Source organism: Trueperella pecoris (genome assembly GCF_014926385.1).
Taxonomy (GTDB): domain Bacteria; phylum Actinomycetota; class Actinomycetes; order Actinomycetales; family Actinomycetaceae; genus Trueperella; species Trueperella pecoris.
Genome location: NZ_CP053291.1, coordinates 1,335,141 through 1,352,602, shown reverse-complemented (window position 1 = coordinate 1,352,602; position 17,462 = coordinate 1,335,141). Strand labels below are relative to the sequence as shown.

12 protein-coding genes are annotated in these 17,462 nt (G+C 62.2%); all 12 read left to right on the top strand.

What is annotated here, in order from left to right:
* Positions 1-35: 35 nt before the first annotated feature.
* The 12 genes from HLG82_RS06410 to ffh all read left to right on the top strand — a co-directional run bounded on the left by HLG82_RS06410 (position 36) and on the right by ffh (position 17,459).
* Entirely contained in the window at positions 36-1,124 is a 1,089-nt protein-coding gene (locus tag HLG82_RS06410) for an alpha/beta hydrolase (protein ID WP_193326052.1), read from the top strand.
* A 13-nt stretch (positions 1,125-1,137) separates the two neighbouring features.
* The gene (locus HLG82_RS06405) at positions 1,138-1,407 is read left to right on the top strand and encodes a hypothetical protein (RefSeq protein WP_193326051.1); all 270 of its coding nucleotides are present in this window, start codon (positions 1,138-1,140) and stop codon (positions 1,405-1,407) included.
* A 401-nt stretch (positions 1,408-1,808) separates the two neighbouring features.
* A complete protein-coding gene (gene ileS, locus HLG82_RS06400) occupies positions 1,809-5,012 on the top strand; it encodes an isoleucine--tRNA ligase (protein ID WP_193326050.1) in 3,204 nt (1,067 codons plus the stop codon).
* Positions 5,009-6,502 carry a bifunctional folylpolyglutamate synthase/dihydrofolate synthase gene (locus HLG82_RS06395; protein WP_193326049.1) on the top strand — a complete coding sequence of 498 codons (1,494 nt, stop codon included), beginning with the start codon at positions 5,009-5,011 and terminating at the stop codon, positions 6,500-6,502. The genes ileS and HLG82_RS06395 overlap by 4 nt, the downstream gene beginning before the upstream one ends.
* 637 nt (positions 6,503-7,139) lie before the next feature.
* Complete coding sequence (locus HLG82_RS06390) at positions 7,140-7,385, top strand: hypothetical protein (RefSeq protein WP_193326048.1); 246 nt, start codon at positions 7,140-7,142, stop codon at positions 7,383-7,385.
* Positions 7,386-7,481: 96 nt separating this feature from the next.
* Positions 7,482-7,895 carry a nucleoside-diphosphate kinase gene (ndk, locus tag HLG82_RS06385; protein ID WP_193326047.1) on the top strand — a complete coding sequence of 138 codons (414 nt, stop codon included), beginning with the start codon at positions 7,482-7,484 and terminating at the stop codon, positions 7,893-7,895.
* A gap of 232 nt (positions 7,896-8,127) precedes the next feature.
* Entirely contained in the window at positions 8,128-11,697 is a 3,570-nt protein-coding gene (gene smc / locus HLG82_RS06380; RefSeq protein WP_193326046.1) for a chromosome segregation protein SMC, read from the top strand.
* 137 nt (positions 11,698-11,834) lie between these two features.
* Entirely contained in the window at positions 11,835-12,380 is a 546-nt protein-coding gene (locus tag HLG82_RS06375; RefSeq protein ID WP_193326045.1) for a hypothetical protein, read from the top strand.
* Positions 12,381-12,690: 310 nt separating this feature from the next.
* Positions 12,691-13,536 carry a C4-dicarboxylate transporter DcuC gene (gene dcuC / locus HLG82_RS06370; RefSeq protein WP_193326044.1) on the top strand — a complete coding sequence of 282 codons (846 nt, stop codon included), beginning with the start codon at positions 12,691-12,693 and terminating at the stop codon, positions 13,534-13,536.
* Positions 13,533-14,603: an amidohydrolase gene (locus HLG82_RS06365; protein ID WP_193326043.1), complete on the top strand. Its 1,071-nt coding sequence runs from the start codon at positions 13,533-13,535 to the stop codon at positions 14,601-14,603. The genes dcuC and HLG82_RS06365 overlap by 4 nt, the downstream gene beginning before the upstream one ends.
* 4 nt (positions 14,604-14,607) lie before the next feature.
* On the top strand, positions 14,608-15,837 hold the full coding sequence (gene ftsY, locus HLG82_RS06360; protein WP_193326042.1) for a signal recognition particle-docking protein FtsY: 1,230 nt from the start codon (positions 14,608-14,610) through the stop codon (positions 15,835-15,837).
* Between the two features lie 86 nt (positions 15,838-15,923).
* A complete protein-coding gene (gene ffh / locus HLG82_RS06355) occupies positions 15,924-17,459 on the top strand; it encodes a signal recognition particle protein (RefSeq protein WP_193326041.1) in 1,536 nt (511 codons plus the stop codon).
* Positions 17,460-17,462: the final 3 nt, after the last annotated feature.

Below are 17,462 nucleotides of genomic sequence, written 5' to 3'. Positions count from 1 at the left end.
TTGCTCGCACCGAATGTAGGTCTATTGTATCTCGCATGGATCTTCTCAACGGGTGGGTCGTGCTCGCCACCATTGCCGTGACCATGATCGTTATAGTGGCTGGATTTTTCGTGGTCATGCGCCCCGGTAGCGGCAAGAGGCGTACGCTGCGGCGAATTGTCACAATACTTGTGGCGCAGGTGTGTGTGCTGGTCGCCGCCGCATCTTTGATCAACTACCAGTTTGGCTATTTCAGAAACCACACTGAATTGTGGCGCTTTCTCACCCACGAAGGGGACACCGGCAAGATCGCCACCGTGCCTTCTGTTCCGCTTAACGAGCTAGCAGAGCAAATCAATAACGGCGATAGTTCGCGCTACCGGGTCACATGGCAAGAATCTGATGATGAAGGTATGCGCCAGGCGACCATCACTGGTCCCGAATCTGCTATTAACTCGCAAATCCGCACCTGGGTTCCCCGAGGCTTTCCCGAACGAGGAGTCAAGTACAACGTTATGGTGCTTCTTCCCGGGACTCCGGGCAGTGCCGCTGCCATCGGCCCGGCTATTGGGGGGCCGCGCGCCCTTCAGGAGGCGATTGATGCCGGGAAAATCGCGCCAACAATTCTCATCACTTCGGATATGAATTTTGGTGGACAGATCGCCACCTGTGCTGACATCGATGGCGGTTTAAAAGCTGAAACTTGGTTTGCCCGTGATCTGCCTAAGATCATTCAGTCGAACTTTGACGTTTCAAATAGGCCTGAGGACTGGACTGTCGTCGGTCCATCGATGGGCGGATACTGCGCGGGGAGGTTGGGGATACTGCACCCTGATGTTTTCGGGAATGCGGTATGGTTACACGGCATTGATATGCCCATGGAGGGCTCCTTGTCGAAGGTTCCAGGCGTGCGCAAAGCACAGGCACTTTCGACACTTGCAAAAGGTGCGGATAAGACTGCCAATCTGCTGTTCGTCTCTTCCATTATTGATAAGGGGACGATAGAAGACGCTCGTACAGTGGCTTCCGCAGTGAATGATCCGAGCCGAGTCTACCTTGACGAGAGAAGCGAAGGCGGGCACGGGTGGGTCGTGTGGATTAAGGAATTTCCTGACGTATTGACGTGGCTGTCGAAGGTTCGTTGAGAGAGGATCAGATATGTTGTGGGAAGCTGGAACTCCCTTTGGGCTTACGAGCCTCAAGCTCATTGTTTTGTTAGCCACGGTGGGTCTGACATCGATATTCATCTTGTTGCGGCGCACTGGTTGCCAAGAGCAGGTCTCGGCACGCCGCTGGGTAAACCCACTCCTGTACGGTCTTGGTATCACCATGCCGGTTTTCGCTCTCCTCTTTTTCTACAACCGAAGCCTCGGGTTCTATCCGTCGTTTGCCGAGTTGGCGGAACAGATTGCGGTTTTACCTACATAAGGTGACATTGGGATTTGCTCTAATGAAGCGACAAGTGGGGCATGCGCTGATGGGCAACAGTGATGGGGGAGCCGCCTGAGGTCCGCAATTCATGTGCGGCGGGAGGAATCTCACGTCGGGCCGGTTTGGCTCGGCATAGCATCGTGCCCGGAGCACACGTTAGAATCATACTTGGCTTTGATCCGGCTATCACCGGGGAGCTTTCGGAAGAACGGCTGGCGTTTGTCGCGTCGGGCTTATTAGAACCGAACGGATGGACTCGTCATCGTCCCCAATAAGCGGCCCCGCGTCAGCGTGGCAAGCGAGGTGGTACCGCGGCGTCACGTCGCCCTCGCCTTAAAACTTCAGCAAACACTGGAGGAGTACGAGGGCCGTCTTCGTGCTCCAACACGAGGAGAGAAATGACCAGCCGAAAGTACCCGCTGCATCGCGAAGAGGACGTCGTCGCGTCCCCGAATTTCCCCACGCTTGAAGAGGACGTTCTATCCTACTGGGAGAAGGACGATACCTTCCAAGCGTCTATTGATCAGCGCACTAGCGACGAGTTCGTCTTCTACGATGGCCCGCCGTTCGCCAATGGCCTTCCGCACTATGGCCACCTACTTACCGGTTACGTCAAGGACGTCATTGCCCGCTACCAGACCCAGCAGGGCAAGAAGGTGGAGCGCGAGTTCGGTTGGGACACCCACGGTCTGCCGGCGGAGCTTGAGGCGGAGAAGATCCTCGGGATTCAGGACAAGTCCGAGATCGAGGTCATGGGCATCGAGAAGTTTAACGACGCTTGCCGTACGTCCGTGCTGACCTACACCAAAGAGTGGAAGGAATACGTCACGCGTCAGGCCCGCTGGGTCGATTTCGACAACGGCTACAAGACTCTGGACCCCACATTCATGGAGTCGGTCATCTGGTCGTTTAAGACGCTGTGGGACAAGGGCCTTGTGTACGAGGGCTACCGCGTGCTTCCGTACTGCTGGAATGACGAGACCCCGCTGTCGAACCACGAGTTGAAGATGGACGACGACGTCTACCAGGATCGCCAGGATCAGACGGTCACGGTGGGCTTGCGCCTCGAGTCGGGCGAGCTGGCCCTCATTTGGACGACGACGCCGTGGACGCTTCCTTCCAACTTCGCCATTGCTGTGGGTCCGGAGATTGACTACGTGACCGTATGCCCGGCCGAGGGTCCGCTTGCTGGAGAAAAGGTCATCGTGGCAAAGGCCCGTGTGGCCGCCTATGCCAAGGAGCTTGGCGAGGCCCCCGAGATCCTGGCTGAGTGCAAGGGCAGCGACCTGCAGGGCAAGAAGTACTACCCGATCTTTGATTACTACACGCGCGAGAGTGAGAAGCCGGGCCCGAACGCGTGGCAGATTCGCGTGGCGGACTACGTCTCGACCGAGGACGGCACTGGTCTTGTCCACATCGCTCCATACGGCGAGGAGGACATGTTCGTGCTTGCCGGGGCAGACATCAAGGTCGTGGAGACCGTGGACGCCAGCGGTAAGTTCTTCCCCACGGTTACCGATTATGCGGGCATGAACATTTTTGACGCCAACCGCCCGATCCTTAACGATTTGCGTGACGGCACCGGCTCTCAGGAGCGCATCGATCCGGCCCGCCGCGCGGTACTCGTGCGTGAACAGTCCTATGTCCATTCTTACCCGCACTGCTGGCGTTGCCGGAAGCCGCTCATTTACAAGCCGGTGACGTCCTGGTTCGTGGCCGTCACCCAGTTCCGCGACCGCATGGTTGAGCTCAACCAGCAGATCACCTGGCAGCCGGAGCACATCAAGGATGGCATCTTCGGCAACTGGCTCGCGGGCGCTCGCGATTGGTCGATTTCGCGTAACCGCTACTGGGGCACGCCGATTCCGGTGTGGAAGTCGGACGATCCCACCTACCCGCGCATCGATGTCTACGGTTCGTTCGCTGAGCTTGAGCGCGACTTTGGTCGCCTGCCGGTGGGCCCGGATGGCGAGCCGAACCTGCACCGCCCCTACATTGACGAGCTGACCCGGCCCAACCCGGACGATCCGACGGGCAAGTCGACGATGCGCCGCATTGACGACATCCTCGACGTCTGGTTCGATTCCGGTTCGATGCCCTACGCCCAGAAGCATTACCCGTTTGAGAATCAGGACTGGTTCGAGTCCCACTTCCCAGGCGATTTCATCGTGGAGTACATCGGACAGACTCGTGGCTGGTTCTACGTGATGCACGCGCTGTCGACCGCCCTGTTCGACCGTCCGGCGTTCACCTCGTGCATCTCGCACGGAATTGTGCTGGGCAATGATGGCCGCAAGGCGTCGAAGTCTTTGCGTAACTACCCCGATCCGATGGAGATGTACCACAAGTATGGTTCGGATGCGGTGCGATGGATGCTGATGAGTTCACCGGTCTTGCGCGGCGGCAACCTCGTGGTCAACGAGGAAGGCATCCGTGAGGCGATGCGTCACGTGATTTTGCCGCTGTGGAACACGTGGTACTTCTTCGCACTGTACGCGGGCACCTGCAACAACGGTGAGGGTTATGTTGCGTCTGCGATTGATGTTCACGACGCCGAAGCGCTGGCCAGCCTCGACGTCATGGATCGATACCTTCTTTCGCGTACGAAGCTGCTGGCTGACGCGGTCAAGGCGCACCTCGATGGGCTGGACATTCCGGCGGCGACGCAGGAAGTGCGCGAATTCATTGACTTGCTGACGAACTGGTATGTGCGTACCTCGCGTGAGCGCTTCTGGAACGAGGACGAGCGCGCTTTTGACACGCTGTACACCTCCCTTGAGGCCCTCATGCGGGTGGCTGCTCCGTTGCTCCCTCTGGTTGGTGAGGAGATTTGGCGCGGCCTGACGGGCGGCCGGTCTGTTCACATGACCGACTGGCCGATGTGGCCCGCCGGCGTCGTGGACGACGATTTGGTGCAGGTGATGGATGAGGTGCGCGATGTCGTCTCACATGCTCACTCGTTGCGCAAGGCCAACTCGTTGCGCGTGCGTCAACCGCTGCGCTCCTTGACTGTTGTGACGGGCCTTGATCTGGCTCCGTTCGCCTCGTTGATCGCTTCCGAGGTCAACGTCAAGGAGGTCAAGATCCAGACGGCGGAGGAGTCCGGCCTGGAGGTTCGCAAGGAACTTTCGGTTCTCCCGCGTGAGCTTGACCCGTCGGTGCGCCGTTTCACCTCGGCGCTCTTTAAGGCCGCCCGCGAGGGGGCGTGGGCGCTTGAGGGCGATAAGGCCCGCATGCTCATCGATCCGCAGATCGTGCTGGAGCCGGGCCAGTTTGAGGCCACCACGGCTGTCGAAGCAGCAGAGGGCTCGGTCGCTGAGGTTCTTGATTCTGGCGCGTTCGTCGTGCTGGACACCGTTTTGGATGAGGCTCTAGAGGCTGAGGGCTACGCTCGCGACGTCGTGCGTGCCGTTCAGGATCAGCGCAAGGCCGACGGCCTGCACGTGGCCGACCGCATCCGCCTGACCTTACGTGTCCCGGACGAGTGGGTCGCGGCCGTGGAGGCCAACCTTGCGATGATTTCTGCCGAGACGCTTGCTCTTGAGGCGAGCGTCATCGGCGGCGGTGATGGTATCGCCGTGAGCGTGGAGAAGATTGCGTGAACGAAGAAGAACTCGAAGCGGATCTCGACCTGGTCCTGCGCTCGAAGCTTGTAGTTGGCCCCGATCCCTCGGTGCTCGATGACGTGCTGAACGCTCCCGAGCCCAAGGATGACACCCAGGTACTGGCCGAGGAGAGCGAGCTCGATCGCCAGGTGGCGCAGATCTATGCGCAGATCGTGGCAAGGGCCCCTGAACACAAGGTCCAGCCATCGACTCAACGTGTGGCCGACTGTCTTGACATGATGGGTAATCCGCAGAAGTCTTTCCGCGCCGTGCACATCACGGGTACGAACGGCAAGACGTCGACCGCGCGCATGATCGAGGCGCTCCTGCGGGAGCGTGGCCTGCGCACGGGCCGTTTTACCTCCCCGCACCTGAACTCGGTGCGCGAGCGTATCTCGATCGACGGTCAGGCGATTTCGCCCGCGGCCTTCATCCAGGCTTGGGAGGACGTGGCTCCTTTTGTGGCGTGGGTGGATGAGAAGTCCGCCGCCGAGGGCGGCCCGCGGATGTCCTTCTTTGAGGTCTTCACCGTCATGGCGTTTGCTGCGTTTGCGGATGCGCCGGTGGACGTCGCCGTCGTCGAGGTGGGTATGGGCGGCCAGTGGGACGCCACCAACGTGATCGACGCCGAGGTGGCCGTGCTGATGACGGTTGCGCGCGATCACGAAAAGTGGCTCGGCCACGAGTTGACGGATATCGCCACGGAGAAGCTTGGCATTCTCAAGCCCGGCGCGACGCTCGTGAGCGCGCCCCAAACGCCCGAGGTTCTCGACCTCGTTCGCGAATCGGTGGTGAAGAATCGCGCGACGTACGTCCAGTATGGCGAGAGTCTGGAGGTTCTTGACCGCGAGGGCGCCGTGGGCGGGCAGATGTTGAGCGTCCGCACGCCGGCAGCCGTTTATGAAGACGTGCCACTTGCCATGTACGGCTCCTACCAGGCGCAGAATGCGGCCATAGCTATCGCGGCGGTCGAGGCGATGTTCGGCGGGGGAGCGTGGAGCGGAGACGTCGTTGAGCATGCGTTGATGGCCACCAACTCGCCGGGGCGTCTGGAGATCGTGAAGAATTCTCCGTTGGTGATCATTGACGCCGCGCATAATCCCGCTGGCGCCGAGGCGACGGTCGAGGCCCTCGAGGAGGTCTTCCCCGGCACGCGCGTGCTGGTGTTTGCCGCGATGGCGGACAAGGACGTGGAGGGCATCCTCTCCGTTGCTGAGCCGCACTTCCACTCGGTCGTGATCACGGGCCTCGATTCGGAGCGTGCCGTGCCGATTGACGAGTTGGCAGACCTTGCTCGCGAGGTCTTCGGTGAGGACCGCGTTGCCGTGGAGCCTTTCCTCGACGCGGCGATTGTGTACGCCTCGGACGTCGCCGAGAGCGTCGACGTCGAAGAAGTGACGACGCCGCACGTGGTGGTCATGGGCTCAATCGTTCTGGCGGCCAATGCACGTGCTGTCATGGGCCGGCCGAAGGTCGATCAAGCATAAGTTGTGCGCGGGTGGGGCGGCTCCGTCAAACGGGGCCGCCCCACCGTCATATTCACGTGAATATTCGCGCTCAGTACGTGTCTCACGGCAGGATGTTAGTCCGACACTTTTATACCGGATGAAAATATGCATTTCGTGCTCTCTACGTGGTGCCTTGGTGATGTTTGGCGTTGGGAGGCCTGTCTCACATCTTGCAAGAAAAAATTTCCGAATTTTCGTGGCGACGCTCGAGGAATTGGTCATTTCGCACGCTTGACCTGTGCTAATGAAGGTGTGAAAAAGTTTCGTGCGGCATGGGTTTTCGGTCGCTTGTTTTCAATTTTCCATATTCCTCAGGGATTCCACTTTAGTGCTTGAGAATTCTTGTGAGTCGTCCTTTGGATGAGGGTACTCACGCACACGAGCCACAGCTCACCGATCGACATGGACCGCAATGTCCGGCGCCCGTCCCAAAGGGGCGGACAGGTTGTTGATAGGTGAATGTGTTTCAACATAGGAGAAAAATGAAGACTATCACTCGCTTGACCGCAGTGGCGTTCGCTGGCGCCCTTGCGCTTGGTGCAGCTTCCGTCGCTTCCGCTGACGATGCGCCGATCCGAAGGCACCAATTGGTCCGATCTTATCAACAAGAAGTCTGATGAGGCGATCGTTTCCGATTCCACTCTTGAGGATTGGGCGAAGCTGCTCAACCCCCGGCAAGATTGACATCGAGGGCTCCAAGCCCGAGGCTGCTCAGCCCGCGGCCAAGCCGGCCGCTCAGACTGACGCCAAGAAGTCCCTGGCTAACACCGGTGCTTCCGTCACCATCCTCCTCGCGCAGGTGCAGGCCGCACCGCCGCTGGCACTGGCCTCGTTGCCCGCCGCAAGAACGACTAAGTTCTAAAGGTCTTGCGCCCAACCAGTGGCCGGGAATGCGAGCACGTAAGTGCATGAGCCAGCGTCACGGCTAAGCGTTGGTCTCAGGGGCTATCATGAACTCATGACTGAACAGACTCTCATCCTTGTTAAGCCCGACGGCGTGGAGCGCGGCCTCACCGGCGAGATCCTGCGTCGCATCGAATCCAAGGGCTACCGCATCGCTCAGATACGCATGCTTAGCGCTACAGACGAGCTCCTCGCCCAGCATTACCACGAGCATACTGAGAAGCCCTTCTACGCAGGCATGGTCGCCTACATGAAATCCGGGCCCATCGTAGCCGCCGTCATCGAAGGTAACCGCGTCATCGAAGGCGTACGCTCACTTTCGGGCGCAACCGAGCCCACCGTGGCCGCGCCCGGAACCATTCGAGGCGACCTGGGCCGGGACTGGGGAGACGGCGAGATTCGCAACCTCATCCACTCCTCGGACGGCACCGAATCCGCGGCCCACGAGATTTCGGTCTGGTTTAGCTAACGTCAGTTTTGGGTCATCGCCGAGTATCACCAATGACGATTTTCCTAATGCTGCCAAGCTAGTTGTCGATCACCAAGCGACCGCGAAGCGCTTAAAAGGTGTGACTCGTCTCGCGCCATGACAGGTGCCGCGTTCTGAGTGGGTAGTTAGTGCAGGCCCCGCGCCGATATGCGCACGGGGCCTGTCAGACGATAATCGCAGAAAATCTGCCGATTGGCGCTAAACTGGGCGCGTGCACTTAAAAACCCTGACCCTGCGTGGCTTTAAGTCGTTTGCGACAGCCACTGCCTTGAGCTTTGAGCCGGGCATCAACTGCGTCGTGGGCCCGAATGGATCGGGGAAGTCGAACGTTGTTGACGCCCTCTCGTGGGTCATGGGGGAGCAGGGGGCCAAGAACCTTCGCGGTGGCAACATGGCGGACGTCATCTTCGCGGGTACCGCCAAGCGCCCCGCGCTCGGGCGCGCCGAGGTCACGCTGACGATTGATAATGCGGACGGTGCGCTTCCCATCGAGTTCTCCGAAGTGACTATCTCTCGTACGCTGTTCCGAACCGGAGGGTCAGAATACGCCATCAATGGCACCGCCTGCCGTCTGCTTGACATCCAAGAACTCCTCTCCGACACGGGCATGGGCAAGGAGATGCACGTGATCATCGGCCAAGGAAAGCTTGACGAGGTGCTCACCGCCACCCCCGAGGATCGCCGCGGATTCATCGAAGAGGCCGCGGGGGTGCTCAAACACCGCCGCCGGAAAGAAAAGGCGCTACGTAAGCTCGAATCTATGCAGGGTAATCTGACCCGCATCGAGGATCTCGCAGGTGAGCTCCGCCGGCAGCTGGGTCCACTTGCCCGACAGGCGGCCACCGCGCGCAGGGCGCAGGTGATCCAGGCCGAGGTGTTCGATGCTCGGGCACGCATCCTCGCCGACGACATCGCGCAAGCCCAGGCCCGCGTCCAGGCCCAGGCGGTGGACGACAAGAAGATGGCTGAGCAACGCGCCGAGCTCAAAGAGAGACTCGCCAAGGCTGCTGCCAACGTCGCCTCGCTACAGGAAGAGGCCGACGCCGCCAACCCACAGATCGCCGCGCTGACGGAGAACTGGCAGCGCCTCGGCTCACTCGTCGAACGATTCCGCGGCGTGGCGAGCCTTGCCGCTGAGCGCCAGCGTTCGCTTATGCAAGCCGGCCCCTCGGTTCATCGCGGCGAATCGCCCGAGCACATTCGCGAGCGCGCCGAACTTGCCCGTCAAGAAGAGGACAACCTTCGCAAGGAGGTTCACGACGCCGAGGACGCGCTTCACGACGTGATCTCCCGCCGCGAGCGGGCCGAGGCACGCGAACGTGAGATCGACCAGGAGCTGACGGTCATTAACCGCTCCCTGGCTGATCGTCGCGAGACCGCGGCCCGACTCTCAGGGAAAATCGCCACGGCCAATAGCCGTATCGAGTCTCTGACCGCCGAACGGGGGCGAGTTGCGTCGGCGGTGGCCGAGGCCACCAAGCGTGCGGAGGTCGCGCAGAGGCAGGTCATCGAGTTGGAAGAGCAGGCCGTGGCACACAGCGGCATCGATGACACACTCTCCATCGCCCACGAGGAAGCCGCCCGCGTCCAGCAAGCTACCCGGGACACCGTCGAGGAAACCCGCCAAGCCCTCGTGGTGGCCCAGGCCTCGGTGGTCGAGTGGCGAACGAAGGCTGACACCCTCGAGCTGTCGCTCGCCCCGGAGGATGCCACCGCCTGGCTTGTCAACGAGCATCGATCGGGTGTGGTGGGCCTGGTGCGTGACGCGGTGAAGATTTCTGCCGGCTGGGAGGCCGCCGCTGAGGCCGCGCTCTCCGGGGTCGCCACCGGCGCAATCGTGAAGGACGTGGACGCCGCCGTCGACGCTCTGCGAGCCGCGCGCGAAGCCGACGCCGGACACCTCGAGCTCCTCATCGAAAAGGGCGCCCACGACTCGGCCAATGACGCCGCCCGCGCGGCACTTCGCGCCACGAAGCTTGCCGCCGACCAGGCGCGCCTCGCGGCTGACGTCATCGAGGGGATCAGCCATTCCGCGAAGGCATTGCGCGCACTCGTCGCAGGTGCCGTCCTCGCCGTCGACCTCGCCGCCGCCAAGCAGCTTCTCGACGCCGGAGCACCCGTCGTCGCCACCATGGCTGGCGACGTCATCACCGCCACCCACGCCTGGGGAGGCGAAGCCCAAGCAGCGGCCATCCTCGCGCGGCAGGCCACCTACGATGACGCCCGTGCTCAGACCCTGGCGGCCATCCAAGCGGTGGAGGAGGCCGAGGCGCAATTTGCCCAAGCGCGCCGCAAGGCCGAGGAAGCGGACGAGGACTTCGCCCAGATCGCCGCCCAACTGGGCGCGCGCGATTCCAAGCTGGCCGCCGTCACGGCACAACTCGGCGTGCTACGCCAATCAGTTTCTGCGGCCCGCCAAGAAGTCGAGCGCAACGAGGAACGCACCCGCCGCATCGATGAGGACCTCGAACGGCGTACCGACGAGCTCAACTCCCTCATGGAACAGCAACAGCAACTTGATGACGCCCCGCAGGACTACGCCGAGCGTTCTGCTGCACTGACCGGCGAACGTGACGCGGCCCATCAGGCCACCGTCGCCGCACGGTCAGCTGAAACGGAGGCGCGCCTCAAGCTACGCACGCGCGAGGAGCGCCTGCGCGCCAGCGCAGGCAGGTCCGACGCGCTCGAGGCGCAGGCCAAGGCGGTCGAGGCACGCATCGCCCAGGAAGAGCGGGCGGCCGCGCGTCGCGCACAGGCAGCACTCGTGGCTCAAGCTGTGGCTACGGACGCCACCGCTGCGCTCGTGGCCGCACAAGAAATCCTCGCCACGGTCACCTCCGAGCGCGAGGCCGCCGAAGCCCAGCGCTCCACGCGCGAAACCGAGCTGTCGGCGTCGCGAAGGCATCTCGAAAGGCTACGCGGCGAAGAGCGCGAACTTGACGACCTCGGCCACCGCCACGAACTCGCCCTCGCACAACTTCGACTCAAGTACGACCAGCTCGCGGCGAAGGCCATCGACGACTTGGGAATGTCGGCTGATACGCTCGTCAACGAATTCGGTCCGCACCTCATGGTCACCCTGCCCGTCGCCGAGGGGGAACAGCCAAAGCCTGATCGTCCCTTCATTCGCGAGGAACAGGAAAAGCGCCTCGCTAAAGCAGAACGCGACCTCGCGCGGCTGGGTAAAATTAACCCCCTCGCCCTCGAGGAACACGCCGCTCTCGAGGAGCGCCAGCGTTACCTCACCGAACAGCTCGAAGACCTCCGGCGTTCGCGCGCCGACCTCCTGGGAATCGTGCGCGACATCGACGAACGCGTCAAAGAAGTCATGTCCAGCGCGCTGGCGGACGTCGCCCGTGAGTTTGAAACCACCTTCCAGCGCCTCTTCCCCGGAGGTAAGGGAAGGATCGTCCTCACGGATCCCGATAGCGTGCTGACCACGGGCGTTGAGATCGAGGCACGCCCGCCGGGCAAGCGCATCAAGCGCCTTTCCCTCCTGTCGGGCGGGGAGCGCTCACTGACGGCGATCGCCTACCTTGTGGCGATCTTCAAGGCCCGCCCGTCCCCGTTCTACGTCATGGACGAGGTGGAAGCCGCGCTTGACGACACAAACCTCTCCCGGCTCATCAGCCTCTTCAAGGAGCTGCAAGACAATTCCCAGCTGCTGATTATCACCCACCAAAAGCGGACGATGGAGATCGCCGACGCGCTCTACGGGGTTGCCATGCGAGAAGACGGAGTGACAACCGTCATCTCCCAGCGTCTCGACGTCGACGCCTGAGCGAAAAACGCCTGAGTGACGGCGAAAGCCGAGGTGACGGCGTCGTGAGAAGAGGTGCGCGCAACGCGAGAAACGGTGTGACGAAAACGGGGAAGTCGATGCGTGATTTTTGGGCGCAACTGGGCTAGAACTAAAGGGTGATGAGCCTCGTTTTTAGTACAGCAGTTCTCGGAACCGTCGCCGGCGGAGCTTACTACTTCGTGCGCGGCAAATCCACAGCCGAAGGGCGCGAATGGGTGGGCAACTCGCTCAAAGCGTGGCGCTCCAAGGAATTGAGCGGGGGCCAGTTCAAGGTGCACGTGCAAGAAACTGACTTGGACGACATGTTCGCCACCTTTGAACACGACGGATTTGATCCCTACTACTCCCCAGAAGGCATCGAAGAAAAGCTCTCCAAAGTCGTGGGCTCGTCCGCGCCCAAGAAGGTCCTCGATGCCACGGAGCTCGCTGTGCTCAAGACGCTCGAGGTAGCCGGGGGAGTCAAGCAAGATTTCGCCGAGCGGGCATCCCATGCGTCCTCCGATCGGCCCATGAAGGTGCGCAAGGCCCTCGGCATTCTCTCCGCGGGCGCCGGCACCGCGGCCCAGGTGGCAAGGCAGGGCGTGCGTGGATCGTTCAGGCTTGCGACCTCGATCGGACGTGGGGTAGGCCGCCTGCCGCGCATCTGGCGCTCCTCGAAGTAGCACGGCGCGGGCAACCGGCACTTACCGGAATTTCTCCGAAGGTGGTCGTAAAAATTTAGGGCCTAGGTCGCGCGCTGGTGTGTGACTGGGTTCATAAAATGCATGGAAGAATTTCGTGATGGAGCGACACTTCCACCCCTTGCGGGGCGTCTCAGCAGGCTCACTACCACGGGTCCTGCAGGACCTCCATCCGAAGGGAACCTTGCACAGGCAGGATTTTTGCTGGCCCTCCTGATGACAGCCGGCGTGGCTTATTTAATCTTTAAGCGCTATAGCCCCCCAAACCGTTCTTCTCTTCGCTGGCCTGATTATGCTCGGCCTAACGATCGTCTTCCCAAATACCGGCGTCGTCCGCCCAGAAAAGTGGCCCGACACGGGCAAGGCACTGCTCGACGTGTTCGACCACGTCCGATTCCTCTTCTCCACCACCGGCGCTGAGCTGGGCCTGATCATCATGGCCGCCGGCCTGGCCATGCTCCTCATGGTCACCGTCTACCCGCTGCTAATCGGCATGGGCATATCGCGGCTCTCTGCCGCCGCCGTCATCGCCACGGTCAAGATGCCCGTCGCCACCGCGATGCTCATCTCGGCCATGGTCGGCGTGATCGCCGAGATGTTCCGTCACCGCTCGTTCCGGCAGGCCGGGGAAGTGTTCAAGGTCTTCTTTGAGGGCATGGGACGCCAGTTCACCAACATTGTTACCCTCATCATCGCAGCCCAGATGCTTGCCGCTGGCCTGACCCAGCTGGGCTTCATTGAAACCATCATCAACGCTTCCAAAGGCGCAAACTTCGGCGCGATCCCGATCACCATCGTCCTGACCCTCATCATCCTGCTGGCCGCAGTAGTGACCGGATCGGGAAAAGCTCCCTGGTTCGCCGTCTCCTCGCTGGCACCCGAGGTAGCACAGTCGGTGGGCGTCCGGCCCGTCTTTATGGCCCAGCCCATGGAACTCGCCTCCGGCATCGGCCGTTCGATGTCGCCCGTCGCCGGCGTCGTCATCGCCGTGGCAGGCCTAGCCGGTGTCAACGATGGACATCGTCAAGCGTACGGCGCCCGTCATGGTCGCCGCCTATATCACGATGATCGTCTCCTCGATGGTATGGGACTACATCGCCTCCACGATTCTCCTCTTACCGAAGAAAGGACATCATGACTACCGCTATCACCGCCGATATCGCCCGTAGAATCAACGAAGCCGACGACGACGATTACGAGCCCGCCGCCGAAGGCTTCCGATCACAGCACGACCACACCATGCACGCCTGCGGACACGACGCCCACATCACCATCGGCCTGGGCACGGCGAAGCTGCTGGCCGAGATGAAGGGCGCTTGGTCGGGCACGCTGAAGATCATCTTCCAGCCCGCTGAGGAAGGCGTGCGCGGAGGAAAGTCCATCGTCGCCAAGGGCCACTGCGACGACGTCGACTTCATGCTCGCCCAGCACGTTGACGAAAAGTCCCAAGACGGCGACATCTGCGCTGGCGCGGGCGGCGCGCTCGCGACGACGAAGATGGACGTGAACTTCTTTGGCCGCTCCGCCCATGCCTCGGGCGCACCCGAAGAGGGACGGAACGTCGTGCCCGCCGTGGCGACGGCGATCCTTAACCTCTGTGCCATCTCGCGCCACTCGTACGGACCGAGCCGCATCAACGTCGGCAAGGTCATCATCGACGGTGGCCGAAACATCATTGCCGACAAGGTTCACCTCGAGATCGAGGTCCGTGGAGAGACGACCGAGATCAACGACTACATGGAGAAGCGTGCGCGTACCGTGATCGCCGCCGCAGCCGACATGTACCAGCTCGAGCACGAGATGATCCGGATGGGCGAGTCGATCTCGCTCGATTCGGACCGCGATCTCATGGCACGCATCGACGCCGTGGCCACCGACCTCGGGCTCATCCCGCGCGATTCGAACTGGATGATGGCATCCGGGTCCGAGGACTACGCGTTCATGATGGATCGCGTGCAGAGCAACGGCGGCAAGGCCACCTTTATCCGGATGCTCACCTCTTCGCCCGCGGGGCACACAATCGCAAGTTCTGCGTCCAGGAAAAGGTACTCCCGGCCGGGGTGCGCCTCTTCACGGGCGCCGCGATTGATCTCATGCCGCGCGGCTAAGACGGAATTGGTTCGCGTGATCACTGGCTGGCGCACCCCGCCGTGGGTGAAAATTGCCCGAAAACTTTGGCAAAATCCTCGATGTACGGGACACTAGAGACGTGACTACACAACAGATCATCATTCTTATTGCCGTCATCGCTGTTCTCATCGGCGCAGGCGTTGCCGTGGGGTTGCGCCGCCGATCTTCCTCGGCCGAGATCTCGTGGGACAAGCGCGAGCAGATTGAGGCCGGCGAGCCTGAGGCTGGCGAAGCCGAAACGCCCGCGGGTGGGGTAGCCCAGCCCGGTGCTGCCCAGCCCAGCGTCCCGGAGATTCCGGACACCGAATTGCCGGGCCTCGAATCTGCGCCGGCGGATCCCGATTCTACGCTCGACACCTCGGTTGAGGTCCCCGAGGCGGTCGGCTCGCGCATGGAGCGCCTGCGCGGGCGCCTCGCGAACTCGGGCGTCCTTGGCCGTACGCTGTTGTCGATCCTCTCCCGCGGAGATCTCTCTGAGGCCGACTGGGAGGAGCTGGAAGACACGCTCCTCATGGCTGACGTCGGCCTCGACGCCACCACCGAGCTCATGGATACCCTGCGCACCCAGACCAAGGTCAGGGGGACCACGGATCCGGAAGAGGTCCGCGCGATCCTGCGCGAGGAGCTCATCAGGCTTGTCGGCCCGGACGCGGATCGCTCGCTCAACCTCGAGCCCTCGATTGACGAAGAGGGCACCCGCCACCCCGCCTCACTCCTCATGGTGGGCGTCAACGGCACGGGCAAGACGACGACGACGGGCAAGCTCGCACGCCTCCTGGTTGCCGAAGGCAAGAGCGTCGTCCTCGGCGCAGCCGACACGTTCCGCGCCGCGGCCGCCGACCAGCTCTCGACGTGGGGCGAGCGAGTCGGCGTCGACGTCGTCCGATCGGACCGCGAGGGAGCAGACCCCGCCTCGGTAGCCTTCGAAGCTGTGAAGATCGCTCGTGAGGCGGGCACCGACGTCGTCATCGTCGACACGGCCGGACGCCTCCAGAACAAGGCGGGCCTCATGGATGAGCTGGGCAAGATCAAGCGCGTCATGGAAAAGGGTGCTCCTTTGGCCGAGGTGCTCCTCGTTCTTGACGCCACCACCGGTCAGAACGGCATGAGTCAGGCGAAGGTGTTCGCCGAGGTCGCGGGAATCACAGGCATCGTGTTGACCAAACTCGACGGCACGGCCAAGGGCGGAATCGTCATCTCGGTCCAGCGCGAGTTGGGTGTGCCGGTCAAGTTCGTCGGCCTGGGCGAGGGTGCGGACGACTTCTCACCCTTCTCCCCGCAGGACTTCGTCGACTCCCTCCTGTCCTAAAACTCCACCTACCCCACGGCGCTCTGAGACGACGGGCCGCCGTGGGGTAGACTTTTGCCAGTTCAATTCCTTACCTGAGGTCGTACATGTTTAACTCGCTTTCTGATCGGATCACCGGTTCGCTTCGAAACCTGCGCAAGGCAGGCCGTCTTTCTGAAAAGGACGTCGAGGCGGTTATCAGCGATATTCGCCGCGCGCTACTCGATGCCGACGTGGCCTTGCCGGTGGTGCGTCAGTTCACCGCCGCGATACGCGAGAAGGCAGTGGGTGCGGTGGCGAGCCAGGCGCTCAACCCGGCCCAGCAGGTTGTCAAGATCGTCAACGACGAGCTCATCGAGGTCCTCGGCGGGCAGGCCCGCGAACTGAACTGGGCGCCGAAGGCCCCAACCGTCATCATGCTCGCCGGCCTCCAGGGCGCGGGCAAGACGACCCTCGCCGGCAAGCTCGGCCGGTGGCTACGTGAAAACGGCCACCGTCCGCTCCTCGTGGCCTCCGATCTCCAGCGCCCAAACGCCGTCAACCAGCTCCAGGTGGTGGGCGAGCAGGCGGGCGTGCACGTCTTCGCACCCGAGCCGGGTAACGGGGTCGGCGACCCCGTGGAGGTGGCCCGTAACTCGATCCAGTTCGCCAAGGACAACACGTTCGACGTCGTCGTCGTTGACACGGCCGGGCGCCTCGGCATCGACGAAGAGATGATGGCCCAGGCCCGCGACATCCGCGACGCCGTCAACCCCCACGAAATCCTCTTCGTGCTCGACGCGATGGTCGGCCAGGACGCGGTCAACACCTCGGTGGCCTTCCGTGACGGGGTGGGTTTCACCGGCGTCGTACTCTCCAAGCTCGACGGCGATGCCCGCGGCGGTGCCGCGCTTTCCGTCCGTGGCGTGACTGGCCAGCCCGTCCTGTTCGCTTCGACCGGCGAAAAGCTTGACGCTTTCGAGCGCTTCCACCCGGACCGCATGGCCTCCCGCATCCTCGACATGGGCGACCTCCTGACCCTCATTGAGCAGGCCGAAAAGACGTGGAACGAGGAGCAGGCTCAAGACCTGGCCTCGAAGATGGCCGAGGGCGAGTTCACCCTCGACGACTTCCTCGACCAGCTCAACCAGCTGCGCAAGATGGGTTCGATGAAGAAGATCATGGGAATGTTGCCCGGCATGGGGCAGTACCGCGACGCCCTCGAGAACTTCGACGAGCGCGAGATCGACCGGCAGGAAGCCATCGTCAAGTCGATGACGAAGGCCGAGCGCGCCGACACCCGCATCCTCAACGGCTCGCGCCGGATGCGTATCGCCAACGGTTCTGGAACCACTGTCACCGAGGTCAACCAGCTGGTGGAGCGCTTCGAGCAGGCCAAGAAGGTGATGACGCAGATGTCTCGCGGTGGCATGCCCAACATTCCGGGTATGCCTGCCATGCCTGGCATGGGCGGGGGCTACACCAAGAAGCAGCCGAAGAAAAAGAAGGCGTCGGGCTCGAAGAAGGGGCGTTCCGGCAACCCGGCCAAGCGCCGCCAGCAAGAGCTGGCCGCCCAGCGCGAGGCGCCCAAGGGCAACGCGTTCGGGGCGCAGCCGGGCAAGGGCGATGTCAACATGGATGACCTCGCGAGGTTCCTCAAGTAGGGC